General features: G+C 34.9%; 26 protein-coding genes. All 26 read right to left on the bottom strand.

Annotation, left to right across the window (positions count from 1 at the left end; all coding sequences use genetic code 11):
- Positions 1–10: 10 nt before the first annotated feature.
- Entirely contained in the window at positions 11–886 is an 876-nt protein-coding gene (locus tag DES36_RS10235; RefSeq protein WP_341457139.1) for a MurR/RpiR family transcriptional regulator, read from the bottom strand.
- A gap of 141 nt (positions 887–1,027) precedes the next feature.
- Positions 1,028–1,588, bottom strand: coding sequence for a tRNA 5-(aminomethyl)-2-thiouridylate-methyltransferase MnmM (gene mnmM / locus DES36_RS10230; protein WP_113921109.1), 561 nt, complete (start codon positions 1,586–1,588; stop codon positions 1,028–1,030).
- A gap of 1 nt (position 1,589) precedes the next feature.
- The gene (locus DES36_RS10225; RefSeq protein WP_113921108.1) at positions 1,590–1,949 is read right to left on the bottom strand and encodes a hypothetical protein; all 360 of its coding nucleotides are present in this window, start codon (positions 1,947–1,949) and stop codon (positions 1,590–1,592) included.
- Positions 1,942–2,655 (bottom strand): pseudouridine synthase, encoded by a 714-nt coding sequence (locus DES36_RS10220; protein ID WP_113921107.1) that lies wholly within the window; start codon positions 2,653–2,655, stop codon positions 1,942–1,944. Before DES36_RS10220 ends, DES36_RS10225 begins: the two co-directional genes overlap by 8 nt.
- Before the next feature lie 336 nt (positions 2,656–2,991).
- Positions 2,992–4,155 carry a D-alanyl-D-alanine carboxypeptidase family protein gene (locus DES36_RS10215; RefSeq protein WP_113921106.1) on the bottom strand — a complete coding sequence of 388 codons (1,164 nt, stop codon included), beginning with the start codon at positions 4,153–4,155 and terminating at the stop codon, positions 2,992–2,994.
- 193 nt (positions 4,156–4,348) lie between these two features.
- Positions 4,349–4,885, bottom strand: a complete 537-nt coding sequence (scpB, locus tag DES36_RS10210) for an SMC-Scp complex subunit ScpB (protein ID WP_113921105.1) — start codon at positions 4,883–4,885, stop codon at positions 4,349–4,351.
- A gap of 4 nt (positions 4,886–4,889) precedes the next feature.
- Positions 4,890–5,600, bottom strand: a complete 711-nt coding sequence (locus DES36_RS10205) for a segregation and condensation protein A (protein ID WP_113921104.1) — start codon at positions 5,598–5,600, stop codon at positions 4,890–4,892.
- A gap of 542 nt (positions 5,601–6,142) precedes the next feature.
- Positions 6,143–6,787: a site-2 protease family protein gene (locus DES36_RS10200; protein WP_207657447.1), complete on the bottom strand. Its 645-nt coding sequence runs from the start codon at positions 6,785–6,787 to the stop codon at positions 6,143–6,145.
- Positions 6,788–7,181: 394 nt separating this feature from the next.
- Positions 7,182–8,456: a diaminopimelate decarboxylase gene (gene lysA, locus DES36_RS10195; protein WP_113921103.1), complete on the bottom strand. Its 1,275-nt coding sequence runs from the start codon at positions 8,454–8,456 to the stop codon at positions 7,182–7,184.
- A 152-nt stretch (positions 8,457–8,608) separates the two neighbouring features.
- The gene (locus tag DES36_RS10190; RefSeq protein ID WP_113921102.1) at positions 8,609–9,796 is read right to left on the bottom strand and encodes a D-alanyl-D-alanine carboxypeptidase family protein; all 1,188 of its coding nucleotides are present in this window, start codon (positions 9,794–9,796) and stop codon (positions 8,609–8,611) included.
- Between the two features lie 438 nt (positions 9,797–10,234).
- Entirely contained in the window at positions 10,235–11,401 is a 1,167-nt protein-coding gene (locus DES36_RS10185) for a phosphopentomutase (protein ID WP_113921101.1), read from the bottom strand.
- A gap of 454 nt (positions 11,402–11,855) precedes the next feature.
- Entirely contained in the window at positions 11,856–12,494 is a 639-nt protein-coding gene (spoIIM, locus tag DES36_RS10175) for a stage II sporulation protein M (protein ID WP_113921099.1), read from the bottom strand.
- A gap of 63 nt (positions 12,495–12,557) precedes the next feature.
- The gene (locus tag DES36_RS10170) at positions 12,558–13,073 is read right to left on the bottom strand and encodes an NUDIX hydrolase (protein WP_207657446.1); all 516 of its coding nucleotides are present in this window, start codon (positions 13,071–13,073) and stop codon (positions 12,558–12,560) included.
- A 290-nt stretch (positions 13,074–13,363) separates the two neighbouring features.
- Positions 13,364–13,822, bottom strand: coding sequence for a transcriptional regulator NrdR (gene nrdR / locus DES36_RS10165; protein ID WP_113921098.1), 459 nt, complete (start codon positions 13,820–13,822; stop codon positions 13,364–13,366).
- 404 nt (positions 13,823–14,226) lie between these two features.
- Positions 14,227–15,012 carry an RNA polymerase sporulation sigma factor SigG gene (sigG, locus tag DES36_RS10160; RefSeq protein ID WP_113921097.1) on the bottom strand — a complete coding sequence of 262 codons (786 nt, stop codon included), beginning with the start codon at positions 15,010–15,012 and terminating at the stop codon, positions 14,227–14,229.
- 415 nt (positions 15,013–15,427) lie between these two features.
- Positions 15,428–16,159, bottom strand: coding sequence for an RNA polymerase sporulation sigma factor SigE (gene sigE, locus DES36_RS10155; protein WP_113921096.1), 732 nt, complete (start codon positions 16,157–16,159; stop codon positions 15,428–15,430).
- Between the two features lies 1 nt (position 16,160).
- On the bottom strand, positions 16,161–17,060 hold the full coding sequence (locus DES36_RS10150; RefSeq protein WP_170128266.1) for a sigma-E processing peptidase SpoIIGA: 900 nt from the start codon (positions 17,058–17,060) through the stop codon (positions 16,161–16,163).
- A 230-nt stretch (positions 17,061–17,290) separates the two neighbouring features.
- Positions 17,291–18,379, bottom strand: coding sequence for a cell division protein FtsZ (ftsZ, locus tag DES36_RS10145; protein WP_113921094.1), 1,089 nt, complete (start codon positions 18,377–18,379; stop codon positions 17,291–17,293).
- Between the two features lie 24 nt (positions 18,380–18,403).
- Positions 18,404–18,757 (bottom strand): small basic family protein, encoded by a 354-nt coding sequence (locus DES36_RS10140; protein ID WP_113921093.1) that lies wholly within the window; start codon positions 18,755–18,757, stop codon positions 18,404–18,406.
- Between the two features lie 21 nt (positions 18,758–18,778).
- Positions 18,779–19,468: a DUF881 domain-containing protein gene (locus DES36_RS10135; RefSeq protein WP_113921092.1), complete on the bottom strand. Its 690-nt coding sequence runs from the start codon at positions 19,466–19,468 to the stop codon at positions 18,779–18,781.
- Between the two features lie 13 nt (positions 19,469–19,481).
- Positions 19,482–20,183, bottom strand: a complete 702-nt coding sequence (locus tag DES36_RS10130) for a DUF881 domain-containing protein (protein ID WP_113921091.1) — start codon at positions 20,181–20,183, stop codon at positions 19,482–19,484.
- A 16-nt stretch (positions 20,184–20,199) separates the two neighbouring features.
- Positions 20,200–20,967, bottom strand: coding sequence for a cell division protein FtsQ/DivIB (locus DES36_RS10125; protein ID WP_113921090.1), 768 nt, complete (start codon positions 20,965–20,967; stop codon positions 20,200–20,202).
- Positions 20,964–22,223, bottom strand: a complete 1,260-nt coding sequence (gene murA / locus DES36_RS10120; RefSeq protein WP_113921089.1) for a UDP-N-acetylglucosamine 1-carboxyvinyltransferase — start codon at positions 22,221–22,223, stop codon at positions 20,964–20,966. Before murA ends, DES36_RS10125 begins: the two co-directional genes overlap by 4 nt.
- A 69-nt stretch (positions 22,224–22,292) precedes the next feature.
- Positions 22,293–23,405 (bottom strand): undecaprenyldiphospho-muramoylpentapeptide beta-N-acetylglucosaminyltransferase, encoded by a 1,113-nt coding sequence (gene murG, locus DES36_RS10115; protein WP_113921088.1) that lies wholly within the window; start codon positions 23,403–23,405, stop codon positions 22,293–22,295.
- A 3-nt stretch (positions 23,406–23,408) separates the two neighbouring features.
- The gene (ftsW, locus tag DES36_RS10110; RefSeq protein WP_113921087.1) at positions 23,409–24,557 is read right to left on the bottom strand and encodes a putative lipid II flippase FtsW; all 1,149 of its coding nucleotides are present in this window, start codon (positions 24,555–24,557) and stop codon (positions 23,409–23,411) included.
- The gene (gene murD / locus DES36_RS10105) at positions 24,558–25,922 is read right to left on the bottom strand and encodes a UDP-N-acetylmuramoyl-L-alanine--D-glutamate ligase (protein WP_113921086.1); all 1,365 of its coding nucleotides are present in this window, start codon (positions 25,920–25,922) and stop codon (positions 24,558–24,560) included. It lies immediately after the preceding gene.
- Positions 25,923–25,925 lie beyond the last annotated feature (3 nt).

Below are 25,925 nucleotides of genomic sequence, written 5' to 3'. Positions count from 1 at the left end.
ACTTTCTTATTTAAGATTGACTGTTATCATATATATAATGCTCAGCCCAAATTTCTTCTAGTTCATTAAAAATCTCTTTTGTCTTTTCTCTATTTCTAAGGCCAACGGCTACAATTATAGCATTCATAAGACTCATTGGAGCAGTAATCGTATCTACAAAAGAGATGATATTGCTCTTTGCAATAAGATAATAGTCGCTAATCCTTGTAATAGGTGACATTTCATTGTCCGTTATCGCCACAACTTTAAGACCACGCTCCTTTAGAAATTTCATAGACTCGTATGTTTTGGAAGAATACCTTGGAAAGCTAATCCCTATGACTACATCACCAGGTTTTGCATGAATAATTTGTTCGTAAATATCGCCTACTTTAGAATCAATTACTTTTACCTGATTGAGTAATAAATCCAGATAATATCCTAAAAACTCTGTCAGAAGGGAAGTAGTACGAAAACCTACTATATAAACTGTTTGTGCATTTACAATCAAGTCAATTACCTTTTGAAATCTATCTTTATCAAATTCATCTAGAGTATAGCGGATATTATCAATATCTGCTGTTAGAATATCATTTAACAGATGTTCCTCGTCAAATTTGTCTAAAGACATATCAATTCGCTGAGTAGTAGTCAATTTTGTTTTTATCATTTCTTGTAAGACTTTTTTAAATCTTGGATATCCATTAAAACCAAGGTAATTAGCAAAGCGCACTACTGTAGCCTCACTCACACCTACAGCTTCTCCCAGACTTGCCGCTGTCATAAAAGCTGCCTTTTCATATTTATTCAAGATAAAATCTGCGATTCGCTTATTTCCCTTGCTTAAATTTGGATAATCCTCTTTTATCTTTAACATTATTTCTGTAAAGTTTTTGTACTCTGACACGATATTCACCTGCATAATCTATTTTGTTTGTCTCTTTTTAGAGCACGAAACCTCTTAATTACCTATTTTAAATCAAACCGAATCCATTGACTATTAAAATATAAAAAAAATTATTTACTACCCTATTATGCAAATATATTTTTACTTCATACGAGCAATTAAAACAATATAGGGTGATGTTTGATCATTTAAACAGGAATACTTTAATACTTTGTATCTGTATTTATCTAGTACTTTTAGATATGCTTCTACAATAGAGGCCTCTTCTACTCCTCCTTCATGAGAGGTATAGACGCATATCGTAATAATTCCATTTACCTTTAATAGTTCTAAGCTCTTTTTTAATGCCTTAATACTAGAAGCCCCTTTCGTGATAATGGCTGGATCTCCTTTAGGCAGATAACCTAAATTAAACATCACACATGAAATGGGGCCTTGAACGTATTGATCTATATTTGCGTGGCTATCTTGAATTAATTGAACTCTGCTCTCATAAGCTTTTTCTAAAACTTTAGCCTTAGTGTTCTTAATGGCGTCTTCTTGTATATCAAAAGCATAAACTTGTCCAGTTTGACCCACCTTTTCTGCTAAAAACACTGTGTCTGCACCATTGCCTGCGGTGGCATCAATTACTTTATCTCCTTTTGTGATCGCTGTGGATGCATAATCTTGAGCTAATTTCGTTATGTGAAATATATTCATATTATACCTTCTTATGATCACAGCTATTTTTGCTATAGAACTCCTTAATCAGAATTCTATTATTGATCATTTCTATTTCATTTTCATTCATATAGTCGACTGTATCCTCATCGTATACTTCTAATTCATCTACGCCCCTATTATAGGTAAAATTAATCACAGACTTTACCAATCCATCAAATAAGAAAGGATCCTCTAATCTCATCTCTGTAAAATTAAGGATTACTCCATGTTTATAGTAAGTAAATCCAGCTACTCCAAGAATTTTTTTTTCTTCTGTCATAATGCAAACATGGGTAGATTCTTCTTCATTTAGTTTAAAATCTAGCTGACTTCGTTCATATATCTTTATTTCAATCATGATTTAACACTCCTAATGATGTTATTTCGTTTTTTGTTAAATGTCGATAAGCTCCTATTTCTAAGTCTCCAAGAGCAAGATTTCCAATGCTTGTCCGCTTTAAGCTTAGAACAGGGTGGCCGATTTTTTCACACATTTTGCGCACCTGTCGGTTTCTGCCTTCCCAGATTACAATCTCCACGAGAGTATTTTCTGGAAACTCTCTAAGTACTTTAAAGGATGCCTTAGATGTCTTATAATCTTCAATTATCAAACCACCTTCAAAGGCTTTTATTTCTGCCTTTGTAGGTCTACCTTTTATTTTTGCTACATATGTCTTTCCTATATGATGCTTAGGGTGGGTCATTGTATAAGTAAAATCTCCATCATTGGTTAATAGCAAAAGACCTTCTGTATCATAATCTAATCGCCCTACAGGGTACACCCTTTCCTCTAAATGAACAAGGTCTAATACAGTCTGCCTATTAAAATTGTCCTTTACGGATGTAATGACTCCTCGTGGCTTGTTCAGCATAATATAAACCTTTTTCTCATTTGTTCCAATTTTTTTACCATCAAAGGTTACTTCATCCTGATCCGGATCCACAATAAAACCCATTTCAGTAATGACTTCATTATTGACCTTTACCCTACCATCTTTTATATGCTCTTCGCACTTTCTTCTAGAATCTACACCATGATTGGCTAGAAACTTTTGTAATCTCATTGAGTCACTCCCGTTTTAGTTCTAAGTTCTACGTTGTATGTTCTAAGTAAAACCTTTGCCACCCATGGTGGCAGTTAATATTTATTAGATAATTTGGCGTTTATTTTTAGATATTTTTATCTCACTAGTTAGAGCGTAGAGATCCTTCGCTGCGCTCAGGATGACTTAAGCAGGAGTTAAGGTTGGTTCGTTGGACGGGAAAAGCTTAAATGAATAATGAAAATTGAACATTGAACAGTACAAATATGCGAATCTTGCTACTCTTTCAAATTGTTCATTATTCATTGTTCCATGTTCATCCTTCACTGCGACATTAGTCGCATATTTGCTTACCACCTAACTAGCGTCTAGCCACTTAATATCTAGTGCTTCAATTGGTATTTCCTGACTAAGAATATTAAAATAATCTCGCAAATTCTCTCTCAAGAACTTAAGATAATCTTTTTCGTATACCTTCTGTGGGCTGTAGAGGTCTTTTGAATAGATGATTTCTCCATCAATTAAGAAATCTACACTTCCAATTCTTTGTTTGTTATATATAGGAGCAGCCATAATATTGTTTACATTAAGCACCCGTTCTATATTTTCTCCTTGTTTGATGGGAATGTCAATATTTTCGTCAGAAATGATTTTAAATTGATCATTTATGCCATCTTCTACATATATAGAAGTAATATACTCTCCCTTTTTCATAACATTTTTTGTGGTGTATTGTTCAAATCCATAATCTAATAAGATTCTTGACTCTGCCCATATATCACTAGCCCTTAAGATTACACCTATCATTTGCATGCCTTCTCTTTCAGCAGAAAAAACCAAACATTTACCTGCATCTATAGTATAACCTGTTTTTACGCCATTTCCTCCATCATATCCAGTAAGAAGTTTATTCTTATTGTACAGAGTATGAACTTGATTGTTGATTTTAATATCTGTTTTTTTTGCGCTCATAATTTTTTTAAAATCTTCGTTTCTAAAGGCGTATTGTGTGATAAGAGCTAAGTCTTTTGCTGTGGTATAATGTTCTTTTTCATATAAGCCATGAGGATTTGTAAAATTTGTATTAGTAGCCCCTATTATTTGAGCTTTCTCATTCATCAATTCCACAAAATTCTTTAAACTACCTGAAATGTGAGTAGCTATAGCGTAAGCTGCATCATTTCCAGAGCGAAGCATGAGTCCATATACTAAATCTTCTAAAGTGATTTTATCTCCCTTTTCAATGTAAATAGATGAGCCTTCTACATTAGCTGCTTCTTCACCTACGACTACCACATCATCTAAATTCCCATACTCTAAAGCTAAAATAGCAGTCATAATCTTAGTAGTACTTGCCATCGCCATTTCCGTTTCACTATTCTTATTATACAATATTCTACCCGTTTTTTCTTCAATTAATATAGCAGACTGAGATGGCACATCTATGGCCATAGCAGCTGTTGGTAGAAAGAAACTTAAAATAATGACGATACATAGTACAGTTGAACACATTTTTATCATATGAACCTCCTAAGTTATCATTTATGATAAGATTTTTTATGATAAATAATATACACCATATTATTATAGTATTACCTTTAGATGAATTTTAGAATTTACAACAAAAAAAATAGCGACCTGCGCTATTTTTTAGTTTTAAGTTCTAGGTTCTAGGTTCCAAGTAAAAGCAATAGTCACCCTCGGTGACATGGTTTTACTTGGAACTTTCTTCTGTTGATTGTACAAATTCCTCAAAAGAAGGCAATTCCTCTATTGTAGTAATTCCTGCATATTTTAGAAAATCCGGTGTTATTCCATAAAGGATTGGCTTACCTGGTGCCTCTAATCTGCCTGCCTCTTTTATGAGATTACGATCAACTAAAGTCTGTAGTGCACTAGATGACTTTACTCCTCTTATCTGTTCAATTTCAATTCGAGTAACTGGTTGCTTATAGGCTACAATGGATAAAGTTTCTAAAGCGGCCTGAGATAGACCAGCTTTGTTTCGCTCTACTAGTAAATCATCAATATAATGGTGAAATTCTGTCTTTGTACCTAGTTGATATTTGGATTGGATTTGTATTAACTGTATTCCTCTATTGCTATTCGTATACTTTTCTTGTAATTCTTCTAATAAATCTTTAGTATCTGTCGTGTTTATATTCAAACTATTTGCTATTTCATTTATGCTAATAGGCTCACCTACTGCAAAGAGAATAGCTTCTAGTGGTCCCAATAGCTCATCTTTCATAGCATCACCTAATTTTCCAAATTACAATCTCACCACAAATTCTCTCTTGGGCACATAAGACGAAATTATTTTTTATTAATTCTAGTAAAGCCAAAAAAGTCACAATGATTTTTGTACGGGAGATGGTAGTGTCAAAAAGACTACTAAAAGAAATCTCTCTTTTGTCCTCGAGAAGACTTATAATATCTCTCATTTTATCCTCTACTCGTACAGTCTCTCTTTCTATTTTATGAAGGATATTTTCAACCTTCTCCACTTTGCTTTTGGCCAAAACTCTTTTAAACGCCTGAAAAAGACTTTCAACATCAATTTCAGTAATTATTTTATTAGTATTTTCCCAGTACTCTGGATCTTTATAGTGTACTTGCATAGATATTTCCCCTTGGTTTTGCAAGTATTCGCTTATCTCTTTATAAATTTTATACTCGTAGATCTTCTCAGCAAGTTCCAACCTTGGATCGATCTCATTTCCTTCTTCATCTTCTTCAGGAGGAAGGAGTAGATTGGATTTTATCTGTAAAAGCTGAGCAGCCATGACCACAAATTCACTAGAGTAGTCCATATTGTATTCTTTCATTTGATTGATGTACTCTAAATACTGGTCTGTGATTTGAGAGATTGGAATATCGAAAATGTCGATTTCATGTTTTTTAATCAAATGCAAAAGCAAATCCAAGGGCCCTGCAAACTCTTGAAGCCTTATCTCGTATTCCATGTATTACCTCTTTCTTTTGTTATGTTGAAAAAGTCTGTGTTTTTATTTTATCTTGAGCTCCTATATTAATGTTTTAGCAGAAGGCGGAAAGCTGAAATTTGGGTCACCTAAGGTGACCGTTATGCGGAACGACGAGGGCGTCGTTCCCTACGGATTGAGAGGCAAGAGGTTAAAAGCAAGAATCACCTCACCTATAGGCGAGTTTAGATTTTCTTGCACATTCAGCTTTCAATATTATTCATTCTAAGTTACGCAAAGTTCGTTCCTAGAGATTCTTCGTCGCTACGCTCCTGAGAATGACACTCTAGAAAGCTGTAATGGTGTCTAGTTGATTTTGCATTTCCTTTCGGCATTCCGCTTTCGGCTTTCGGCTTTTAAGGTTTTGCTTACCACCTGGGAGTAATACCTGATTTGTCTTGACCAAAGGGAAAGAGAAATCAAGTGGTATTACCCCTGTCAAGGTTGGAGAGGTTTGTAGCGACTAGAAGGAGCTAGAAACCCGCAACCTACGACATACCACCTGACCACCTGACCACCTGCTTTTAAAAAAACAACCTCACCAAAGAAAACATCCCAATCATCATAAATTCAATGGCTGGGTTTAATATATAGTCTAGGACATTTGTAAAGATTAATATGAGCAATACTACATAACCGTATCTTTCGACCTTCCAAAACATTTCTTCTAATTTACCAGGTAAAATGCTCGCTACGATTTTTGAACCATCTAGAGGTGGAACAGGAATTAAATTAAAGACGGCAAAACTCACATTGTAGATAAAGAGCAACTCAAAGAAAAGATAGGCAGTGGTACCTGTAGAGTTTAACAGAAACATTGCTATAAGTGAAATAAGACCTAGGATAATATTTGTCAAGGGCCCTGCAAGTGAAACTAAAAAGGTGCCCTTTCTTCTGTTTTTAAAATAGTTTGGATTATACGGAACTGGTTTTGCCCATCCAAACCTCAAAATAAAAAGGCATAAAAGACCCATAGGATCTATGTGCTTAATGGGATTTAAAGTAAGCCGCCCCGCAGATTTTGCCGTAGGATCCCCTAATTTATATGCAGTATAGCCATGTGCTAATTCATGTAGAGTAATAGTAATAAGCAACGCTGGCAAAGTATAAATCATAGCCTGTAATGAACCCACAATATTGCTTAAAATATTGTTTAATATGCCACCCATGTAATCCCCCTTTTTTTAGTTCTATGTTCTGCCGTAGCTTGCAGCCAATCGCCCTGCGCTATGCTTGTGCTCTTGGGCAAGCCTGGCTAATGCTTCTCTTCGTCGCTACGCTTCTCGACAAGCAAAGTAACCACTCTATAAGTTCTAAGTAAAAAGCCCCTTAGCGCTTCAGTCCCTAGCGTTTAGCATTCCTTTTGGGTCTAAGATCCTTCGTTGCAAGCTCCTCAGGATGACAAAAGCAGTAGCTTGGGTCAAAATATGCCTTAAGCATTTAAAGTCCTGTAAAGCCGCCTACTCTCGTCATCCTTGAGCGATAGCGAAGGATCTTAGACTTTAGACGATCTCGCCAATAGATAAGTGTTTTTTTCAGCTTTCTACTTTCCGCTTTCAGCTTTTATTTCTGCCAGCTTGGCAACATGTCTTTTGCGACAATGTCCTCGTAGGTTTCTCTTCTTACAATGATCTCATCTTCATCTCCTCTTAAGAGAACTACTGCTGGTCTTGGTATTTTGTTGTAATTACTAGACATAGCATAATTATAAGCACCTGTATTTAAGACGGCTAAGATATCTCCTGGTTCTACTTTTGGCAATTGGATGTCTTTTATAAGGGTGTCGCTTTCACAACATCTTCCGCTTATAGTGACAATCTCTTGTTCCTCAGAAACTAAAGTTTTATTGGCTACTATGGCATCATAGACTGCACCATACAATGCAGGCCGAGGGTTGTCCGTCATTCCTCCATCAACGCTGACGTATTTTCGGATTTCGGGTATTTCCTTTACTGTACCAATCTTATACAATGTAATGCCTGCCGTTCCTACTGTATAACGACCTGGCTCAACGACGATTTTAGGCACCTCTAATTGAATTTCGCTGCAAATCCTTCTCACTGTACTCATTAGTTTTTCAATATACTGATCTACATTAAAGCTTGCATCATGTCTCATTTGTGGAATACCAAATCCACCACCTAAATTTAACTCGGTTAAAGAAAATCCGTCTTCTTTTAGCTCTTTCATTAAATTAAGCATTACTTCTGCAGTGACTAAAAAAGGCTCTTCATCAATTATTTGGGATCCTATATGACAGTGTAAGCCGATAATATTAATGTTTTTTAAGTCTTTGCTAAAATCAAATAAATCTCTTACTTGTTTTAAAGGTATACCAAATTTTGAGTCTATTTTTCCTGTTTGTATAAATTCATGAGTATGTGCTTCAACACCTGGGGAAACTCGTATAGACACTCTCATTACATGATTGTGTTCTTCGCAGATGGCATTTAAAAGTTCTAGTTCATATTTGCTATCGACAATTACTTTGCCGATATTGTATTCGATGGCCATTTTTATTTCTTCAACTGTTTTATTGCTACCATGAAGACAAACTCTTTCCATAGGAAAACTTGCCATATACGCTGTGTAAAGTTCTCCCCCTGATACTACGTCTAAAGATACGCCCATATCCTTTATAATATTGCACATTGCCAAATTTAAAAAAGCTTTGCCAGCATAATTAATATCATATGTAGCATTTTGTTTTGTAAATGCATTTATTATTTTTGTTAAATTTTCTCTTATTATATCTTCACTGATCACGTATAGTGGAGTACCATACTTTTCTGCTAAAGCTACGGTGTCATGGTTTGAAAAAAGATAATTTGTCATCATGTACATCCTCCTCATAAATAATACTATGATTATACCTTTATTTAAAGGCAAAAACAAGAAATAATAGCAACTACGCATCTGGATCAAACACTAGGTTTTTAGATAGAAATCAAAACCTACGACTAGCGACCAGTGCTAGTTGCTATAAATAATTAGTTGCTTAAGTTTATAAATTGAGTGATAAATTTGTTAAAGAGATTAAAGAAATTGATCTTTTCTACATCTTCTTCCGCTATAAGGTCAATCTTTGTTACTTCTTTTCCATTTTCTAAAATCTTTAATTCTCCAACTTTATCTCCTTTTGCTATTGGAGCACTTATGTTTTCATTTAGTTTTACTTCTTGTTTAAATTCCTTTTTTTCGCTTTTTAACATAAGCTGGCTGTATCCATCTTTTGTAACAACATTAATTTCTTCTTTTACTCCTCGATTAATCGGTATGGTGTCTAATACCATATTTTCTTCTACAACGGTTTCATTTTTATATTGGCTAAATCCATAATTTAATAATTGCAAGGCTTCATCAAATCGATCATTAGAGCTTGGCGCATCTAAGACAACGGAGATTAATCTCATAGAACCTTCTTTTGCCGTAGCACTTAAACAGTAACCAGCGTCATCTGTATATCCTGTTTTAAGGCCGTCGACTCGATTATCCCTTCGAAGCAATTTATTTGTATTGGCCAAAGTTCGAACTTTGTCATCATTTTTCCCTACGTTCACATCTGTCATCCAAATAGTCAGATATTCATGAATTTTAGGGTATTTTACTAGCTCTTTGCTCATCAAGGCAATATCATTTGCACTACTATAATGCCCTTCTGCAGGCAATCCATTTGAATTCATAAATTGGGTGTCCTTCATACCTAATTCTTTTGCCTTTTCATTCATCATTCCGATAAAAGATTGATAATCTCCTGCAATATACTCTGCCATAGTAGCTGCTGCATCATTTGCTGATTCAATGGCAATGCCCTTGAGCAAATCGTCTACGCTTACGGTTTCTGAAGGCTCTAAAAACAGCTGAGAACCACCCATATCTGCAGCAAATTGGCTCACTGTAACTTGATCATTTATTGAGATATTCTCTTTATCTAATTCTTCCATAATAATAAGCATAGTCATTACTTTTGTAACACTTGCTGGAGCACGCCTTTCATTGGCATTTTTCTCATAAAGTATTTGTCCAGTAGCTGCATCTATTAGTATTGCAGATGAAGATTCAATCTGAAGCCCCTCTGTCTGCGCATCTTTGCCTTCTTCCGTAGCTGGCTCTGCACTTACTATAGTATAATTAAATAGCAGTAGACAAGTTAAAAAGAAAGAAATTGATTTTTTCATAATTAACCTCCATTTATATAATTAACTATAGTTTGTGTTTACAGTATCAACCATATACAAAAAAAATTGGCTATTGTCAAGCCAATTTTTACAAAAAAACGCACGTATTAGTTCTAAGTTGTACGTTGTAAGTTCTAAGTAAAAACTGCCACCGATGGTGGCAGCTAAGATGAATAAAAAAAGTTGGTATTTTTTAGAAGTTTTTGTTTTATTAATTAGTGTGTAAAGATCCTTCGCTGCGCTCAGGATGACTGGGGCAGGAGCTTAAGTCTTTATCTCGCCCGAAGGCGAGTACGGTTTTGCTGACCACCTGGGAGTAATACCTGATTTGTCTTGACCAAAGGGAAAGAGAAATCAAGTGGTATTACCCCTGTCAAGGTTGGCGAGGTTTGTAGCGACTAGAAGGAGCTAGAAACCCGCAACCTACGACATACCACCTTAAACCATTTCCTTCGCAAAAGAAGTTCCATTCCTAATCTTCTCCACCCCGAGTAGCTCACACACAGTCGCTCCAATATCTGCAAAAGTTTCGCGAATTCCTAGATTTACGCTCTTTACTTGATCGCCATAAACTAGTATAGGGATGTATTCTCTAGAATGGTCTGTGCTAGGCGTAGTCGGATCGCATCCATGATCTGCATTAATGATGAGTACATCTTCCCTCTCCATTGCGTTTATAATCTGTGGTAATTTATCATCAAAAGCTTTTAGCGCATTTGCATAACCTTCTACATCATTTCGATGACCATAGATCATATCAAAATCCACTAAATTAACAAAGATGAGTCCTGATTTACCACTTTCCATAAATTCTAATATTCGATCCATTCCCTCATCATTGTTCTTCATCTTTAGAACATCTGTTAACCCTTCACCAGCGAAAATATCATGGATTTTCCCTATTCCCATAACGGCTAAGGATCCATCTTTTACTTTGTTTAAAACGGTCTCCTCTGTAGGCTTTAATGAATAGTCGTGTCTATTAGATGTTCTAGTATAATTGCCATTATTGCCTACAAAAGGTCTGGCAATAACTCGTCCTACACTAAGATCTCCTACTAATCGTTTTCGGGCAATTTCACATATTCTATACAATTCTTCTAGTGGTATTACCTCTTCATGAGCTGCAATTTGAAAGACACTATCTGCTGAAGTGTACACAATGGGTTTTCCAGTCCTTACGTGTTCATTCCCTAATTTTTGTATGATTTCTGTTCCTGAAGCCGCATAATTTCCTATGACTTCTCTTCCTATTTCCTTCTGAAACGAATCAATAAATTCCTGAGGAAATCCCTTTTCTGTAAAGGTAGGAAAGGGGTTGTCTAAGATAATCCCAGCCATTTCCCAATGTCCTGTAGTAGTATCCTTTCCAGGAGATTTCTCTATTGATTTACCGTATGCACCTCTTGGTTTGCCTACCTTTGGAATCTCTTTAACACCGTCAATTAATCCTAAACCCAAAGATTCTAAATGGGGCAACGAAAAGTTGTCTATACTTTTATAGATGTTTTCTAAAGTATTACTGCCTTCATCGTTATACAGTTTCGCATCAGGTAATTCCCCAATACCTACACTGTCTATTACAATCCATATTACTCGCTTCATCAATTGTCATTCCTCCTCTATAATTAAAATGTTAATTTAGTTTGTGTAAATCATTGTCTTTCATCCTTTGAGTTCATTGATACCCTATAATAACAAGAAAAAACGCCAATTTGAACGGAACTATATCAATTTTTTGGCGTTTTAATTATATTATTAAAAACTACAAATGAATTTAAGAATAATAAAGTTTCTTAATATATAGTGTAAGCTTTAGTAGTGAGCTAGTAGGGATCCTTCGTCGCTCCGCTCCCCTGGATGACTAGGCAGGGAGTTTGCACCCTTGAGGGTCTTAAGATCCTTCGCTGCGCTCAAGGATGACTTAGAAGAAGCTAGGGGCCAAAAGCAATAATCAGCGTCCAGCATTCCGCTTCCAGCCATCAGGGCTAGGGTCATTACCTCACCTCACTCGAAGGCGAGTATGGTTTTGCTGACCACCTGACCACCTGACCACCACCTAGAATAATTTATTCGAGAAAAAAATCATAAATACAGGTATAATATAAGCTTCAATGGCACATCCAAATGCGGTTATTGCAAAACCTATTAGTAGAGAGGAAAAGTAGTATATAGTTTGTTGTAGATTTTTCTTAGGACGAACAGATATCTTATATCTTTTCTTTGATATGTAAATTTGCCTTGACATCATAGTACTAATCAAAGCACTGTATATAAGACCTATTATGTATAAGATATTTTGTGGAAATATGACAAATAAAGAAAACAGAAATCCCATAAGGTATAGCTCATCTAAAATAAAGCCAATGGTAAATCCTAAAATAAATCCCTTAAATAATAGTAATGAGGGAGTGAGAAATATGCCAATGGAAAACAAACCTAAGATAAATACCAATGCAAATATTTTTGCATTGTCTATTAAAAGTTGTAAAAACATTTGAGTCTTATTTAAATCTTGATTATCACCTAGAACTTTAAAAAAATCACTTAAATAATTAATCAAATCCGTTTTCTGATTATCTGTTAAGGTCTTAACGCATAGCGTTCCAGCTATAATACCTAAAACAAATATAATGCATAAAATCAAGACCATTCTTTTGTTTCGCATAAAAAATTGCGTGAGCTCTCTCTTGTTCAAAAAAATCTCCTCCTTAGGATAAGAATATGCTCTCCTGGAGAAGATTATGATGAAATTCTACAATCAAAAGGACATCAAAATCCCTGCTACTGTTTTTCCATCTCTTATTTCGCCCTTACGGACTTTGTCTAGCACTTCATCAATACTGTACTTTTCAATATCAATGGATTCATGTTCATCTGGATGAGCTTCTCCTGGTTCTAAATCATCGCTATAAAACAAGTGAATGATTTCGTTGCTATACCCTGGTGTTGGATAGATGCTTCCTAAGCTTTTTACATTACGAGCAATATAACCTGTTTCTTCTTGTAATTCTCGAACAGCACATTCTAAAGGATCTTCACCCGGATCTAATTTTCCAGCAGGTAATTCTAGTATATTTTGTTCAATAGCCTTTCGAAATTGGCGCACTAATATAACCTTGTCATCTTTAACTGCTACTATAGCACAACCACCAGGATGCACCACAATCTCTCTTGAAGATTGCCCTCCATTGTGAACCTGAACCTTGTCGACCTTAAGAGTAACTACTTTGCCTTCATAAATACTCTTTGATTCGATTGTCTTTTCTTCAAACATACCTTTCCCTCCAATCATTAACATCTAGCCATCAGCTATCAGCCGCCAGCCATCAGTGCTTCTGCATTCCTTTTGGGTCCCTTTGCTACCAGAAGTAGCATAAAAATTAACGGATAAAATAATGTTATCTGTCAATTTCAAATGTAACCCTTTTACTAGTATATTTCCTAACACTAGCAAATAAATCAGAAATAAGTGTGCTTTCTATAAAATGCTAAAACATTACAGCTACTGAAAGTAGCTAGGTTTTTACTGGTCGCTGAACGCTTATGGCTGATTGCTAGTAGTTTTTATCTTTTATCTTCTAAAAGCTTATTTAACTCAGCCATAAAGGTATTAATGTCTTTAAATTGCCTATATACACTTGCAAATCTTACATAAGCTACTTCATCTGTCTTTTTTAGCTGATCCATTATTTTTTCGCCAATAAAATGAGAAGATACTTCTCTCTCAAGGCTCTGGTATACTTCTTTTTCGATGGTATCCACAATGTCTTCAATTTGCTTGATGGAAATAGGCCTTTTTTCGCAAGCTTTTATGATTCCATTCATGACTTTACTTCGATTAAATTGTTCTCTTTGACCACCTTTTTTAATGACCATAAGAGGTATGTCTTCAATTTTTTCATAGGTGGTAAAGCGTTTCGTACAGCTTGTGCATTCTCTTCTCCTACGTATTACTGTTCCATCTTCTGTGGGTCTTGAATCCACAACTTTACTTTCCGCGTAATTGCAAAAGGGGCACTTCAAGGCAATTTCCTCCAATTCAAATTTACTAAAATCATTATACAAGAGTAAATTAAAATTGTCCATCAAAAGAGGCTTGGAACAATAGTTGAACGATTCTGAATGCGTCATCTTGTCTATAAGCGAGCTTTTATCCCCTTCTACTTTCTACCAATATACAAATACATATGAGGACATATTATAACAAAACGCTTATTTATTATAATATCATATCATGAATTAAAGTACTACTTTAACTTATGCTTTAACTGTACATAACAGAAATATTGCATAAGCTAATTCTTAAAGATTCTTCGTCGCTACGCTCCTCAAAATGACACCCCCAAAGGCTCCAATGAGGCCCATATTTAACTTTGTATTCCATTTTTCGGAAAAATGTCCACTTTCCACTTTCAGCTTTCCGCTAATTAATTCGTCATGGTCTTTCTTACAGAATACAAGGCATTTTTTTCTACTCTGGATACTTGCGCTTGTGAAATACCAATTTCATCTGCAACTTCCATTTGGGTTTTACCATCAAAATACCTCATCTTTATTATCATTTTTTCTCTCTCATTTAGTTTCTTAATGGCCTCTTTTACTGCAATATTTTCAATCCATTTTTCATCTTTATTTTTATCATCCTGGATTTGATCCATTATATACATTGCATCTCCATTATCATGGTATATGGGTTCAAATAAGGATACAGGATCTTGAATGGCTTCTAAAGCAAATACAACCTCTTCACTAGGTATCCCTAATTCCTTTGAAATTTCCATCAGAGTAGGCTCTTTAGTATTCTTTCGCACTAATTCATCTCTTGCCTTTAAAGCCTTATATGCTAAATCTCTTAAAGATCTACTCACTCGCACAGAATTATTATCTCTAAGGTATCTTCTTATCTCTCCAATAATCATTGGAACAGCATAGGTGGAAAACTTTACATTGTGAGATAAATCAAAATTATCGATTGCCTTTATAAGTCCTACGCAACCTACTTGAAATAAATCATCTAAATTTTCTCCTCTATTGTTAAATCTCTTTATGACGCTAAGGACTAAGCGAAGATTTCCTTGTATAAATTTCATTCTTGCATTTTGATCTCCTTTATGAATCTCTCCAAATAACTCCATCATTTCTCCATTAGTTAGAACTGGCAACTGTGAAGTATTTACACCACAGATTTCAACTTTTTTTAGCATAAGTGTCATCCTTTCTCAAAATGCATTTACTTATGTAAGATTATTGCCTCAGAAAGTGTTTATATTCAGTTTCAAAATCCACATTTTTTTGAAACATTAGATCAATTTATAAAACATTTCTTACAATCAAGGAATCTTAAGCCTTTCACATTTTGAGTGGGAACAAAAAAACTTAAAAAAACATTATAATTTTTTTTTACTAAAAATTGCAGAAAACGAATACCAATCGAAATATAAGTATGGTTTTTCCGCTCCCATGTATTAGTCGCTAGCAATTAGTCTTTAGACACTAGCATTAGGGTATTCCTTTTGAGTCAGGATCCTTGGCTTACACTCAGGATGATGGGGTAGGAGCCAATGTCAAAAGTAGGTTTCCTATTACATAAAAAAAGAAGCCCATAAGGCTTCCACTTTGTTTTTACGCTTACAGCGTCATCTTATGTATTTCCTTTTTTAATCTCTTTAGAATTTTCTTTTCTAATCGTGATATATAGGATTGAGAGATGTTCATTTCTTCTGCAACTTCTTTTTGTGTCTTAGAATCTTTATTGTACAGGCCAAAGCGCAATTCTACGATAGTCTTTTCTCTTTTGTTCAAATTATCCATAGCTGCGTTTAGTAGCTGAAAGTCTACTTCTCTTTCTATATTGTTTTCTGTAAGATCTTCTTCAGTCCCCAAAATATCCGAAAGGAGAAGTTCATTTCCATCCCAATCAGTATTTAAAGGTTCGTCAAAAGATATTTCATTTTTTATCTTGCTGCTTTTTCTTATGAACATTAAAATTTCATTTTCAATACATCTAGATGCATAAGTGGCCAATTTAATATTCTTATCAGGGTCAAAAGTATTTACAGCTTTAATCAAGCCAATGGTCCCAATAGAAATTAAATCTTCAATAGATATATTTGTATTTTCAAATTTTCTAGAAATATAGACCACTAGCCTTAAATTTCTTTCAATCAGTACATTGCGAGCCTGTTCTTTATCTGTTCTCAGCAAATTAATATAATATTTTTCTTCCTCAGTGTTTAACGGAGGCGGAAGAGCCTCACTTCCACCTATGTAATGAACAAAGTTTTTTCTCTTCTTAATAACATTTACAATCGTTGACAGCCGTAACTTGAGCTTAATTGCCCATCTTATTATCCACTCCATTTTATAAGCCTCCACTCATGTATAATAATTTAGGATTGATAAGTGCTTGAAATGCGTAGTCTTCACATAAATTTCTTTTGCATATTCCAACACAGACTTTTTCGACTTCTTGCCATTTTTGGCCGTCTCCTAATTCAACTTTATCAAACTGATAACCGAGCATCTTTTCATTCTTATCTGTACTCACCGTATTAAAAGGTATAAATCGTATTCTTTTTAAAATTTCTGTATTATGTATTTTTGCTTCAATATCTGTATCTTGTATTCCATCATATGTATCATAATAATGAATAAACTCTTCGGGTAGAATCTTCTTTATCGTATCGTACTCTGCTAATAAAACTGGTTTACCTGTTAAAGGTTCTACTACATTGCAACCTGTGTCTATAAATCCTTTCGTAAACAGTTTTTTATCGTGAAGGTAGATGCAGATCTCCATAGTACTATTGCTTTTTAATTTTACATCCACTATAAGTTCTCTAATTTTGATAATCGTAATGATACCTATAAATATTCCTATCATTACCGTTGTAGACCGAACTCCATATATGGTTAAAGTCATATTTGCACTTTTGTTTCCTAAAATAATTAAACCAATGACACATCCTCCAAAAAGAAGGCTGATACCGTAAAAAATCAACATATGACTGGTGAAGTCTCTCAATCTAATAGGTGAAAAACTAATGAGAATAATAAGAACAGAGAGCATCACCTTAAATGGAAACTTCGTAAATATAGGATGAGCATATTGCATTAGAGAATAAACAGCACCTAATAGTGCACCTAAAGCCAATTGTAATCTTCTTGTCTTTTTTTTCATAATACTTGAAGTCACCTTTAGTATAATGAAATTAATCAAAAAATTTTCTACTAATACAACCTCACCATAAACATAACTCACTTTTTTCACCCTTTTATTTTTAAATATTATAAGCTGAGTTACCGTGGTTTTAAGAGACTAGTAACTAGTGGCTAAAGTGCCAAAGGCACTTTCTTGTAGTTCTGTCCAACTGCATAATATATTATATAGTTTGAATTGACAGAAATATGTCATAAAAAGCAAAAAAAACACCATTAAAAAAAGCATTATGGTTTTTACCACAATGCTTTTTGTCTTTTTCATTTTTAATCTTATCTCTTTTTTAAGAAAGATGGAATGCTAAATTGTTGATCTACTGAAGATTGTCCTTGAGATTGCCCTTGGCTTTTAGTTGGTTTATCTTCGCCAACAATATTGCTCTTCTTTGGTTCTACCTTTTTTTCCTTATTACTTGGAAAGCCTGTAGCAATGACAGTAATCTTAATTTCATCTTGCATACTTTCATCTATTGCAGCACCAAAGATAACATTCGCTTCAGGATCAGCCGCTTCCCTAGCGATTTCAGCAGCTTGATCTACTTCAAATAAAGTAAGATCCATGCCACCTGTAATATTTAATAGTACACCAGTAGCTCCATCGATTGTAGTTTCTAACAATGGGCTATGTATGGCTTGTTTTGCAGCTTCTGCAGCTTTGTTTTCGCCTTTTGCGGAACCAACACCCATATGAGCAAGTCCAGTATCCTTCATAATTGTCTTTACATCGGCAAAGTCAAGGCTGACAAGTCCTGGCACCGCAATTAAGTCAGAAATACCTCGGACACCTTGTAGTAATACATTATCTGCCATCTTAAAAGCATCTTTTAAAGTAGTTGTCTTATCTGCCAATTGCAATAATCGATCATTTGGAATCGTTACAAGGGCATCTACATGTTGTGCTAATAATTCAGTACCTAGTATAGCATTATTTGCCCGCACTTTTCCTTCAAAAGAAAATGGTTTTGTTACAACACCTACTGTTAGAATTCCTAAGCTCTTTGCAATACGAGCTACAACAGGAGCGGCACCAGTTCCAGTTCCACCACCCATTCCACATGTTACGAATAGGAGATCTGTTCCTTTAATAGCTTCAGCAAGAATTTCTTCGCTTTCTTCTGCAGATCTTTGTCCAACTTCTGGATTTGCACCTGCACCTAAGCCATGAGTTGCCTTTTCTCCAATTTGAATTTTTTCTTCGGCTAAGGCAAGATTTAAAGCTTGATTGTCTGTATTAACTACTGCAAAACTTACCCCTTGTAAACCTGATTCTATCATTCTATTAACAGCATTGTTACCGCCGCCGCCAACTCCGATTACTTTAATCTTTGCGAAATGATCTGAGTCAATATCGAATTGAAACAACTTTTTTTCCCCCTCATGTACACTTTAATTTTTTTTACGTTTCTCTTGTAATTTCTTTATAATGATTCTTCTGATGATAGCAAAATTTTGAAATAATCTCGTACCAAAAGTAAAGATTGCCGCATAATACAGTGGAATTCCAAGACGATCACCTAGATACGCTAGGAATGCTGCTATTATGGCATTTCCAAAAAATCCGGATATAAATATACCTGAATCAAAATGATTTTCTAGCTCTGCTCTAATTCCGCCAAAAACAGAATCCAGCGCCGCCAACAATGCTACAGACATATAAGAAGCATATGTAGTAGGCAAATCAAAAGGTACGATAAATCCTATCAAAACTCCTATAAACAAGCCTAGAATTGGTAAAAACATACTACTTTCACCTTTATAATATTAGTTCTTTTTAAGAACTATATTATCCTTTTCTCTTAAACTAATGTTAATCTTGCTGAATCGAGATAGCTCTACATAGTAACTATCGTCTGCCTCTAATGTCGCCATCATCTTTTGTTGATTTCCTATGGCTTCAATTTTAAAAGGCGTCCCTGCAATAAAATCGTCAATATATATTACCGGTCCCGCACAATCGATATTAGAATCCCAAGATAATTGGTATCCATTGATAGCAATCACTTCTGCACCAGCATATTTTAATTCATTCACAATTTTGAGCACATTGCTATTATGAATAATATAATTTGAAATATCGTCTCCAATTGTAATCTCTTCATCACTATCTGACATAAGGACTTCTACTCCTGGTCCTTCTACATCAGTATTACCTAGTATTATATCATAGATTATGTTTTCATTGAACAATTCCTTTTGCAATAATTTGTAATCTACTTCTTCTCCATTTTCATAGTTTTCAAGTTTAGATTCTAAGTTTTCTATATTTACATTCAACTCTTTGTTTTGAACTTTTAGATTATCGATTTCTTGTTGATAATCATATATGACTTTTGGAGTTGTAATATTATGATTCCCTAGGAGCATGTCCTTATCTAATATGGTTGGCGTGAAGACAGCCCCCACCAATATGCATAGAATAAATGTCACAAACGTTAGTATTTTTTTCATCATATTGAAGACCTCACTATTTCTCTACAGGCTTAGCATGAGTAAAGTTAAGGGTCCCGTTGTATCTTGGTACTGTAAGTTTATCTGATTCTTCTAAAGTCACCTCAATATAATTTAGTTCCAAAAGATCAAATATCCCTCCTCTTATGTTAAGAGCAGAAGATAATGTTTTTGAATCTCCTATGACTTTAAACACAAAGGGATAAGCATTCTTTTTTCCATTAATATTAATGTGATTACCGGCTAGTCGTATTTCCGATGTATTAACAATTCTCTCCCCATTTATGGATATGGCTTCTGCGCCGGAAGCATTTAATTCATTGACTAATAGTAGTAAAAGCTCAGAGTTAAAAGTAAATGGGTCAAAACCGTCATCGTCTGTATAATCAAGTGCAATGAGTACTCCAGGACCAACTAAATCTGTGTAGCCTGCTTGCGCTTTTGCCATATTTGCGTCTTTTAGCATTTTCTCTACTACTTCATTGTTATCTGCAGCTTGATTTTCAAATACACTTATACTGTTTTCTAATTCATTTACTTTTTGAATTAATTTTTCATTTTCTTTTTCCATCTCATTAATCTCAATGAGCATTTCATCTGCTCTTTGTGTGGTCACAAGGCCGCCTAAATTTCCTATGGACTTCATCTGTAGAGCAATCATAATTCCAATGATAATGCATATAATCGTTATCCAGGTACTTCCCTTTGACTTGTCCATTTATTCTCTCCTTAATTTATCTCGGGATATAAGTAGGATTTCCTCCATGTGTCAAATCGACAATCATACGTTCATCTTTTTTAACCAGATAGGTTGAAATAAAATCCAACTTTTCATTAACGGTATCGCTATTCTTTACTTTAATGAGACTACCCTTTTTTGTATAGAGGTAAAATAAATTGTCTTCCGTGATATTGATTTCAGAAATATATCCTAACAATTTTTCTTGTTGAAGTATATTTAGTATGTCAAAGACTTCTTTTTTTACCCATTCCGGATTGATTTGCAACTGGTCTCCTACTACAATTGTACCTACTGCATCTTCCTTAATAGTGATAATGGGTATGGTCGTATTAGATAGTTTCTGATTCACTTCTAAAACGACCTGCTCATTATCCACAAATACAAATGTGTTTTCATAAAAAATAGCACCAATAATATCTCTTTCTTCAATATAAATTTTTACAGTGCTTGGGAATACCCTCACTAGACTAGCACTTTTTATATAAGGAATCTTCTCTATAGAATTTATTACTTGCTTTTTATTAAATCGAAATATATTTTGACCATCTCTTAAAGCGGATTTAAGGATTATTTCATCATTCGAAACGATTTTATTATCATTTACATCTATTTTCGATATATTAAAAAAATCCGTAAATAATACAAAATAAACGGTCATAATAATCAATAAAAATAATATTATTACCAGTGTAACATAATTTTTCTTATTATGTCGTCGTTTATGAAACTTTTTTCTCTTTTGTATTATCACTGATATCATTCCTCTTGTCTTATGATGTTTGCCCCTAAGGAGCGAAGGTTCTCATCTAATTTTTCGTAACCTCGATGTATATGATCAATACTATGTATTGTAGTTGTACCTTCTGCAGCTAAACCAGCTAAAATGAGAGAAGCGCCTCCTCGTAAATCTGTAGACTTAACATCTGCACCCATTAATTTTTTGACCCCTTGTACAATTGCTATTCTACCTTCAATCTTTACATGGGCTCCCATTCGAATTAATTCAGGTACGTGTTTGTATCGGCTTTCAAATATGGTCTCATTTACAACACTAGTGCCGTTGGCCAAGGTAAGTAGTGCTAAAACCTGAGCTTGCATATCCGTTGGAAAACCTGGATAAGGTTGTGTGATCAAAGATTCGATAGGTTGAATTGTCTTTGGTCCACGAGCCCAAACTTCTCCATTTTCACCTACTGTAATTTTACACCCAGTCTCTGCTAATTTTGCACAAACTGCCCGCAAATCTTCTATTGCTACATCTCTTAACAAAACATTACCTTCCGTAATTGCAGAAGCGGCTAAATATGTACCTGCTACAATACGATCACTTGTTACCCGGTATTTTACATCGTTTAGCTTTGACGCACCTTTAATGACGATATGCCCTGATCCTGCACCAGATACATTTCCACCCATGGCGTTAATGAAATTTTGTAAATCTGCTATTTCTGGCTCCTTCGCTGCGTTTCGTATAATGGTTTCGCCTTCTGCTAGACTAGCCGCTAACATGATATTTTCTGTTGCTCCTACACTAGGAAAATCTAATGTAATATTATTTCCATAGAGTTTATCCGCCTTACAGTATATGTAACCATGTGATTCTGTAATTTCTGCACCTAGTTTTCTAAGGCCCATTAAGTGTATATCAATAGGACGTAAACCGATATCGCAGCCACCAGGATAGGAAAATACAGTTTCTTTGTGCTTTGACAAAAGAGCTCCCAATAAAATAATAGAGGATCTCATTTCTCTTACCAAGGATTCTGATACTTCGACGGAGCTCACATTACTAGAATCTACGACTAAAAGATTACCTTCTTTTTGTACTCGGCAACCTATGGACTTTAGAATCTTTATCATAACATCTACATCGTGAATATCAGGAACATTAGAAATAATACTTTCCCCTTGATTGAGCACAGTTGCAGCTAAAATAGGTAGAGCAGCATTTTTTGAACCTTGAATGCTTACTTCACCTTCTAAACGATTACCACCTTTTACGACGTACTTACTCATTAACACACCTCCAGAAAAATAAAGGATAATCTACTCCATCATATTCCCAAAGGCTATGGGATGTTACAATTACTTAAGAGCCAATGTCTTAATTTCATTATAAATGATGTCGTCACCGTTTAAAATACCTAGTTTTGATGTGATATTTTCCATTTCTCTAAGTTTTTTCGTATCTTTCATAAGATCTTTTATGGTATCTATTAATAGCTGTCCATTTAGATCTTTATCTAGAATAAGGACTCCTCCTTCTTTATCTGCAATAACCCTTGCATTAAATTCTTGATGATTATCTGTAGCATAGGGATAAGGAATCAAAATACAACTCCTGCCTACAGCTGTAATCTCTGATATGGTCATAGCTCCAGCTCTTGCAATAATTAAATCGCTAGCCTTATATAGAGTAGCCATATCAAAGGTATAAGGTACAATCTCAATATTTTTTAATGTAGATGGGTCAATATTTTCTGTTTTTAAACCATCCAGCACTTTTTCATGCTGTTTTTTGCCTGTAACGTGTACGATATGAATATCTGGTCGATCTTTTAATTCTTTGATTACATGGATCATGCTTTTGTTAATGCTTTGAGCTCCCTGGCTTCCACCTGTAACGACGATCAACTTTTTATTCATTGGAATGGATAGTTTTTTTCTAGCATGTTCCCTGTTTTTTTCTTTAAACTCACTCCGTATTGGATTGCCAGAAACCACAACCCGGTCTTTATGCTTAAAATACTTTATGGCTTCCGGAAAGCTAGAAGCTACTTTATCTACAAGTCGAGATAAAATGCGATTCGTAACACCCGGAAATGCATTTTGTTCGTGAATTAATGTTGGCACTTTAGCTAGCCAAGCGGAAAACAATACGGGACCACATACATACCCACCTGTACCCACTACTACATCTGGCTTAAAGTCTTTTATGATTTTCTTAGCATCTCCTAGCCCTAAGAACAATTCCCTTATGGTCTTTAAGGTATCTAGGCTCAGCTTTCTTTCAAAGCCCTTTACTCGAATGAGCTGTATATCGTATCCTTCTTTAGGCACCAGCTCTTTTTCTAAACCTTTACTAGTCCCTATAAAGAGAATGTGACTATTTGGATCTTTATCTCTAATATAATTAGCTATGGCAATCCCTGGATAAATGTGACCACCAGTTCCTCCTGCAGCTATTACTACTTTCATAAATTACCTCCTACTAATAGGTGTCTTTTTCGAAATATTTAACAAGATGCCCATACCTGCCATTAAGAAAATTAAAGAAGAACCACCTGCACTAATAAAGGGCAGAGGCATACCCGTTACAGGAATGAGCTGAGTGACTACGCAAACATTAATAATTACTTGTATGGCCACCATAAAGATGATTCCAAAAGAGATTAAGGATGAAAATGTATCAGGAGCATACAAGGCGATGCGAAGACCCCTCCATATTAAGAGCAAAAAGAGAGCTAGTATTAAAAGGGTTCCTATTAAGCCAAGTTCTTCTCCAATATGTGCAAAGATAAAGTCATTTTGTGCTTCTGGCAAGTAGAACATCTTTTGTTTTCCATTGCCGAGTCCCTGACCAAAAATCCCTCCAGAACCTAACGCCAATTTAGATTGTTTTGTCTGCCAACCTACACCTGCAAGATCTGCTTCTGGATCTAAGAAACTAGTTAGACGATTACTTCTCCAGCCAGTAAGAAGCATAGCAGCAAGAGCTGCTACAACCAGCAAGCCTCCTGAGGCAAAAATATAGGCAAGATTTCCCCCACCTATAAAGAACATGGCGATGATAATACAAGCCATAACAAGAGCCGTACTTAAGTTTGGCTGTAGATAAATAAGTCCACAAATTACAGCCATAAGGACTACAAAGGGCAAAAATCCCTTTGTAAAAGTCCTAATTTCTTCTTTCATCTTTGTCATATTAGCAGCACTAAATATAATCACAGCATATTTTGCTACCTCTGAAGGCTGTAAACTAACTCCTGCAATATTAAACCATCTTCTTGCACCGTTAGCCTTTGTACCTACAAAGAGGACTAAAATGAGTAAAACAACGGCTATACCCATAATAACTCGGCTGTATTTTTGATAGATTCTATAATCAATTTTACTTGTTATAATCATTGCAACAGTCCCAATTAGAGCAAATATCAATTGCTTTTTAAACAGGTGATATTGATCGTTGTATTCAATACTCGAAGTGTAAATACTGGCACTAAATACCATTATTACACCAATGCAGACTAAACTCATAATACAAAAGATAAGAATAAAATCACTAGGATTTGACTTCTTCGACTTCTTTGAGTTCTTCACCCTCTGAACATTTTTCTTTTCCACACTCATTTATTTGCCTCCTAAATGTTTCACAATATCTTTAAAGACTCTTCCTCTCTCTTCAAAATCCACAAACATTCCCCAACTAGCACAAGCAGGTGAAAGAAGAACAGTGTCTCCATTTTCGGCATTTTCGTAGGCTTTTAAAACAGCTTCTTCAAATGTATTTACTTTTTCAATATTTTCATAATTTTTGCGTTCTGCAGTCTCAAGAATTTGATCTGCCGTAGCACCTAATACAACTAGATATTTTACTTTCCCCTCAAAACTGTCCATCCATTCATCAAAGGAGACTTTCTTATCATATCCACCAGCTATTAAGACAATTGGCGTATCAAAAGCTTTAATGGCAATGGTGCTCGCATCTGTATTTGTGCCTTTAGAATCATTTATAAAAGTGATTCCATCGATCTCACTAACAAATTCTAGGCGATGTTCTACTCCTTTAAAGGAAAGAAGTGTATCTTGTATGACTTGTATACTAACGCCGCCAAAATAAGAGAGAACCACAGCAGCTAAAGCGTTTTGTACATTGTGCATACCTGGTATTTTTAGTTCTTTTCTTTTACATATTGTGTACTCTTCATCTTCATCTACTAAGATTATGGACTCTCCATCATAATAGGCACCCTGCCGAACCTTTTCTTTTATACTAAACGCCAAAACTTTTACGTTCGGTGTCTTTCGTAAAGATAAAACGGAGTCGTCTTTGTTTAGGACGAAGATATTTTCCTCATTCATATTTTCTATGATTCGGTATTTGGCATCAATGTAATTTTCCATAGTCTTATGTCTATCTAAATGATCTGGTGAAATATTTAAGATCGTAGTCATTACAGGCTTAAAATTTTCAATGGTCTCTAATTGAAAACTACTGATTTCAGCGATGAACACATCCTCTTCATTGGCTTCTTCTATATAATTAATGATTGGGTCACCAATATTGCCGACGACGAAGGTTTTTCTTCCGCTATTTTTAAAAATTTCACCTACTAGGGTTGTGGTAGTGGTCTTACCATTGGTTCCAGTGATGGCAATGATTGGTGCTTTACTATACCTATATGCCAACTCAATTTCACTTATTATCTTTATTTTTTCTTCTCTTGCTTTTTCCAATATAGGAAGGTTTAGTGGCACTCCTGGGCTCATAATAATTTCTTTTACTTCATCTAATACTTTTAGATCAGGCTGTTGACCGAAAATCAGTTTGATATTAGGATTTTTTTGAAGCTCAAGAACTAGAGGAAAAGATTCAATAATTTTGCTTTCCTCTTTGCTGTCAGTCAATATGACATGCTCTCCCTTATTTGCTAAAAATTTTGCTGTAGCTAAGCCACTTCTAGCACAACCCATTATTAAATAATTCTGTCTCATCTT

The organism is Alkalibaculum bacchi (genome assembly GCF_003317055.1).
GTDB classification, from domain to species: domain Bacteria; phylum Bacillota; class Clostridia; order Eubacteriales; family Alkalibacteraceae; genus Alkalibaculum; species Alkalibaculum bacchi.
This window is presented reverse-complemented; position numbering and strand designations above follow the sequence as displayed.

What these genes read in the sequence shown, in the direction of transcription:
- mnmM (WP_113921109.1), bottom strand. Translation starts at nt 1,588, where the DNA reads ATGAATATATTTCACATAACGAAATTAGCTCAAGATTATGCATCCACA.
- DES36_RS10225 (WP_113921108.1), bottom strand. Translation starts at nt 1,949, where the DNA reads ATGATTGAAATAAAGATATATGAACGAAGTCAGCTAGATTTTAAACTA.
- DES36_RS10220 (WP_113921107.1), bottom strand. Translation starts at nt 2,655, where the DNA reads ATGAGATTACAAAAGTTTCTAGCCAATCATGGTGTAGATTCTAGAAGA.
- DES36_RS10215 (WP_113921106.1), bottom strand. Translation starts at nt 4,155, where the DNA reads ATGATAAAAATGTGTTCAACTGTACTATGTATCGTCATTATTTTAAGT.
- scpB (WP_113921105.1), bottom strand. Translation starts at nt 4,885, where the DNA reads ATGAAAGATGAGCTATTGGGACCACTAGAAGCTATTCTCTTTGCAGTA.
- DES36_RS10205 (WP_113921104.1), bottom strand. Translation starts at nt 5,600, where the DNA reads ATGGAATACGAGATAAGGCTTCAAGAGTTTGCAGGGCCCTTGGATTTG.
- DES36_RS10200 (WP_207657447.1), bottom strand. Translation starts at nt 6,787, where the DNA reads ATGGGTGGCATATTAAACAATATTTTAAGCAATATTGTGGGTTCATTA.
- lysA (WP_113921103.1), bottom strand. Translation starts at nt 8,456, where the DNA reads ATGATGACAAATTATCTTTTTTCAAACCATGACACCGTAGCTTTAGCA.
- DES36_RS10190 (WP_113921102.1), bottom strand. Translation starts at nt 9,796, where the DNA reads ATGAAAAAATCAATTTCTTTCTTTTTAACTTGTCTACTGCTATTTAAT.
- DES36_RS10185 (WP_113921101.1), bottom strand. Translation starts at nt 11,401, where the DNA reads ATGAAGCGAGTAATATGGATTGTAATAGACAGTGTAGGTATTGGGGAA.
- DES36_RS10170 (WP_207657446.1), bottom strand. Translation starts at nt 13,073, where the DNA reads ATGTTTGAAGAAAAGACAATCGAATCAAAGAGTATTTATGAAGGCAAA.
- sigG (WP_113921097.1), bottom strand. Translation starts at nt 15,012, where the DNA reads ATGACACTTATGCTAAAAAAAGTTGAAATCTGTGGTGTAAATACTTCA.
- sigE (WP_113921096.1), bottom strand. Translation starts at nt 16,159, where the DNA reads ATGGAGTGGATAATAAGATGGGCAATTAAGCTCAAGTTACGGCTGTCA.
- DES36_RS10140 (WP_113921093.1), bottom strand. Translation starts at nt 18,757, where the DNA reads ATGTTTTTACCAATTCTAGGCTTGTTTATAGGAGTTTTGATAGGATTT.
- DES36_RS10135 (WP_113921092.1), bottom strand. Translation starts at nt 19,468, where the DNA reads ATGATGAAAAAAATACTAACGTTTGTGACATTTATTCTATGCATATTG.
- DES36_RS10130 (WP_113921091.1), bottom strand. Translation starts at nt 20,183, where the DNA reads ATGGACAAGTCAAAGGGAAGTACCTGGATAACGATTATATGCATTATC.
- DES36_RS10125 (WP_113921090.1), bottom strand. Translation starts at nt 20,967, where the DNA reads ATGATATCAGTGATAATACAAAAGAGAAAAAAGTTTCATAAACGACGA.
- murA (WP_113921089.1), bottom strand. Translation starts at nt 22,223, where the DNA reads ATGAGTAAGTACGTCGTAAAAGGTGGTAATCGTTTAGAAGGTGAAGTA.
- murG (WP_113921088.1), bottom strand. Translation starts at nt 23,405, where the DNA reads ATGAAAGTAGTAATAGCTGCAGGAGGAACTGGTGGTCACATTTATCCA.
- ftsW (WP_113921087.1), bottom strand. Translation starts at nt 24,557, where the DNA reads ATGAGTGTGGAAAAGAAAAATGTTCAGAGGGTGAAGAACTCAAAGAAG.
- murD (WP_113921086.1), bottom strand. Translation starts at nt 25,922, where the DNA reads ATGAGACAGAATTATTTAATAATGGGTTGTGCTAGAAGTGGCTTAGCT.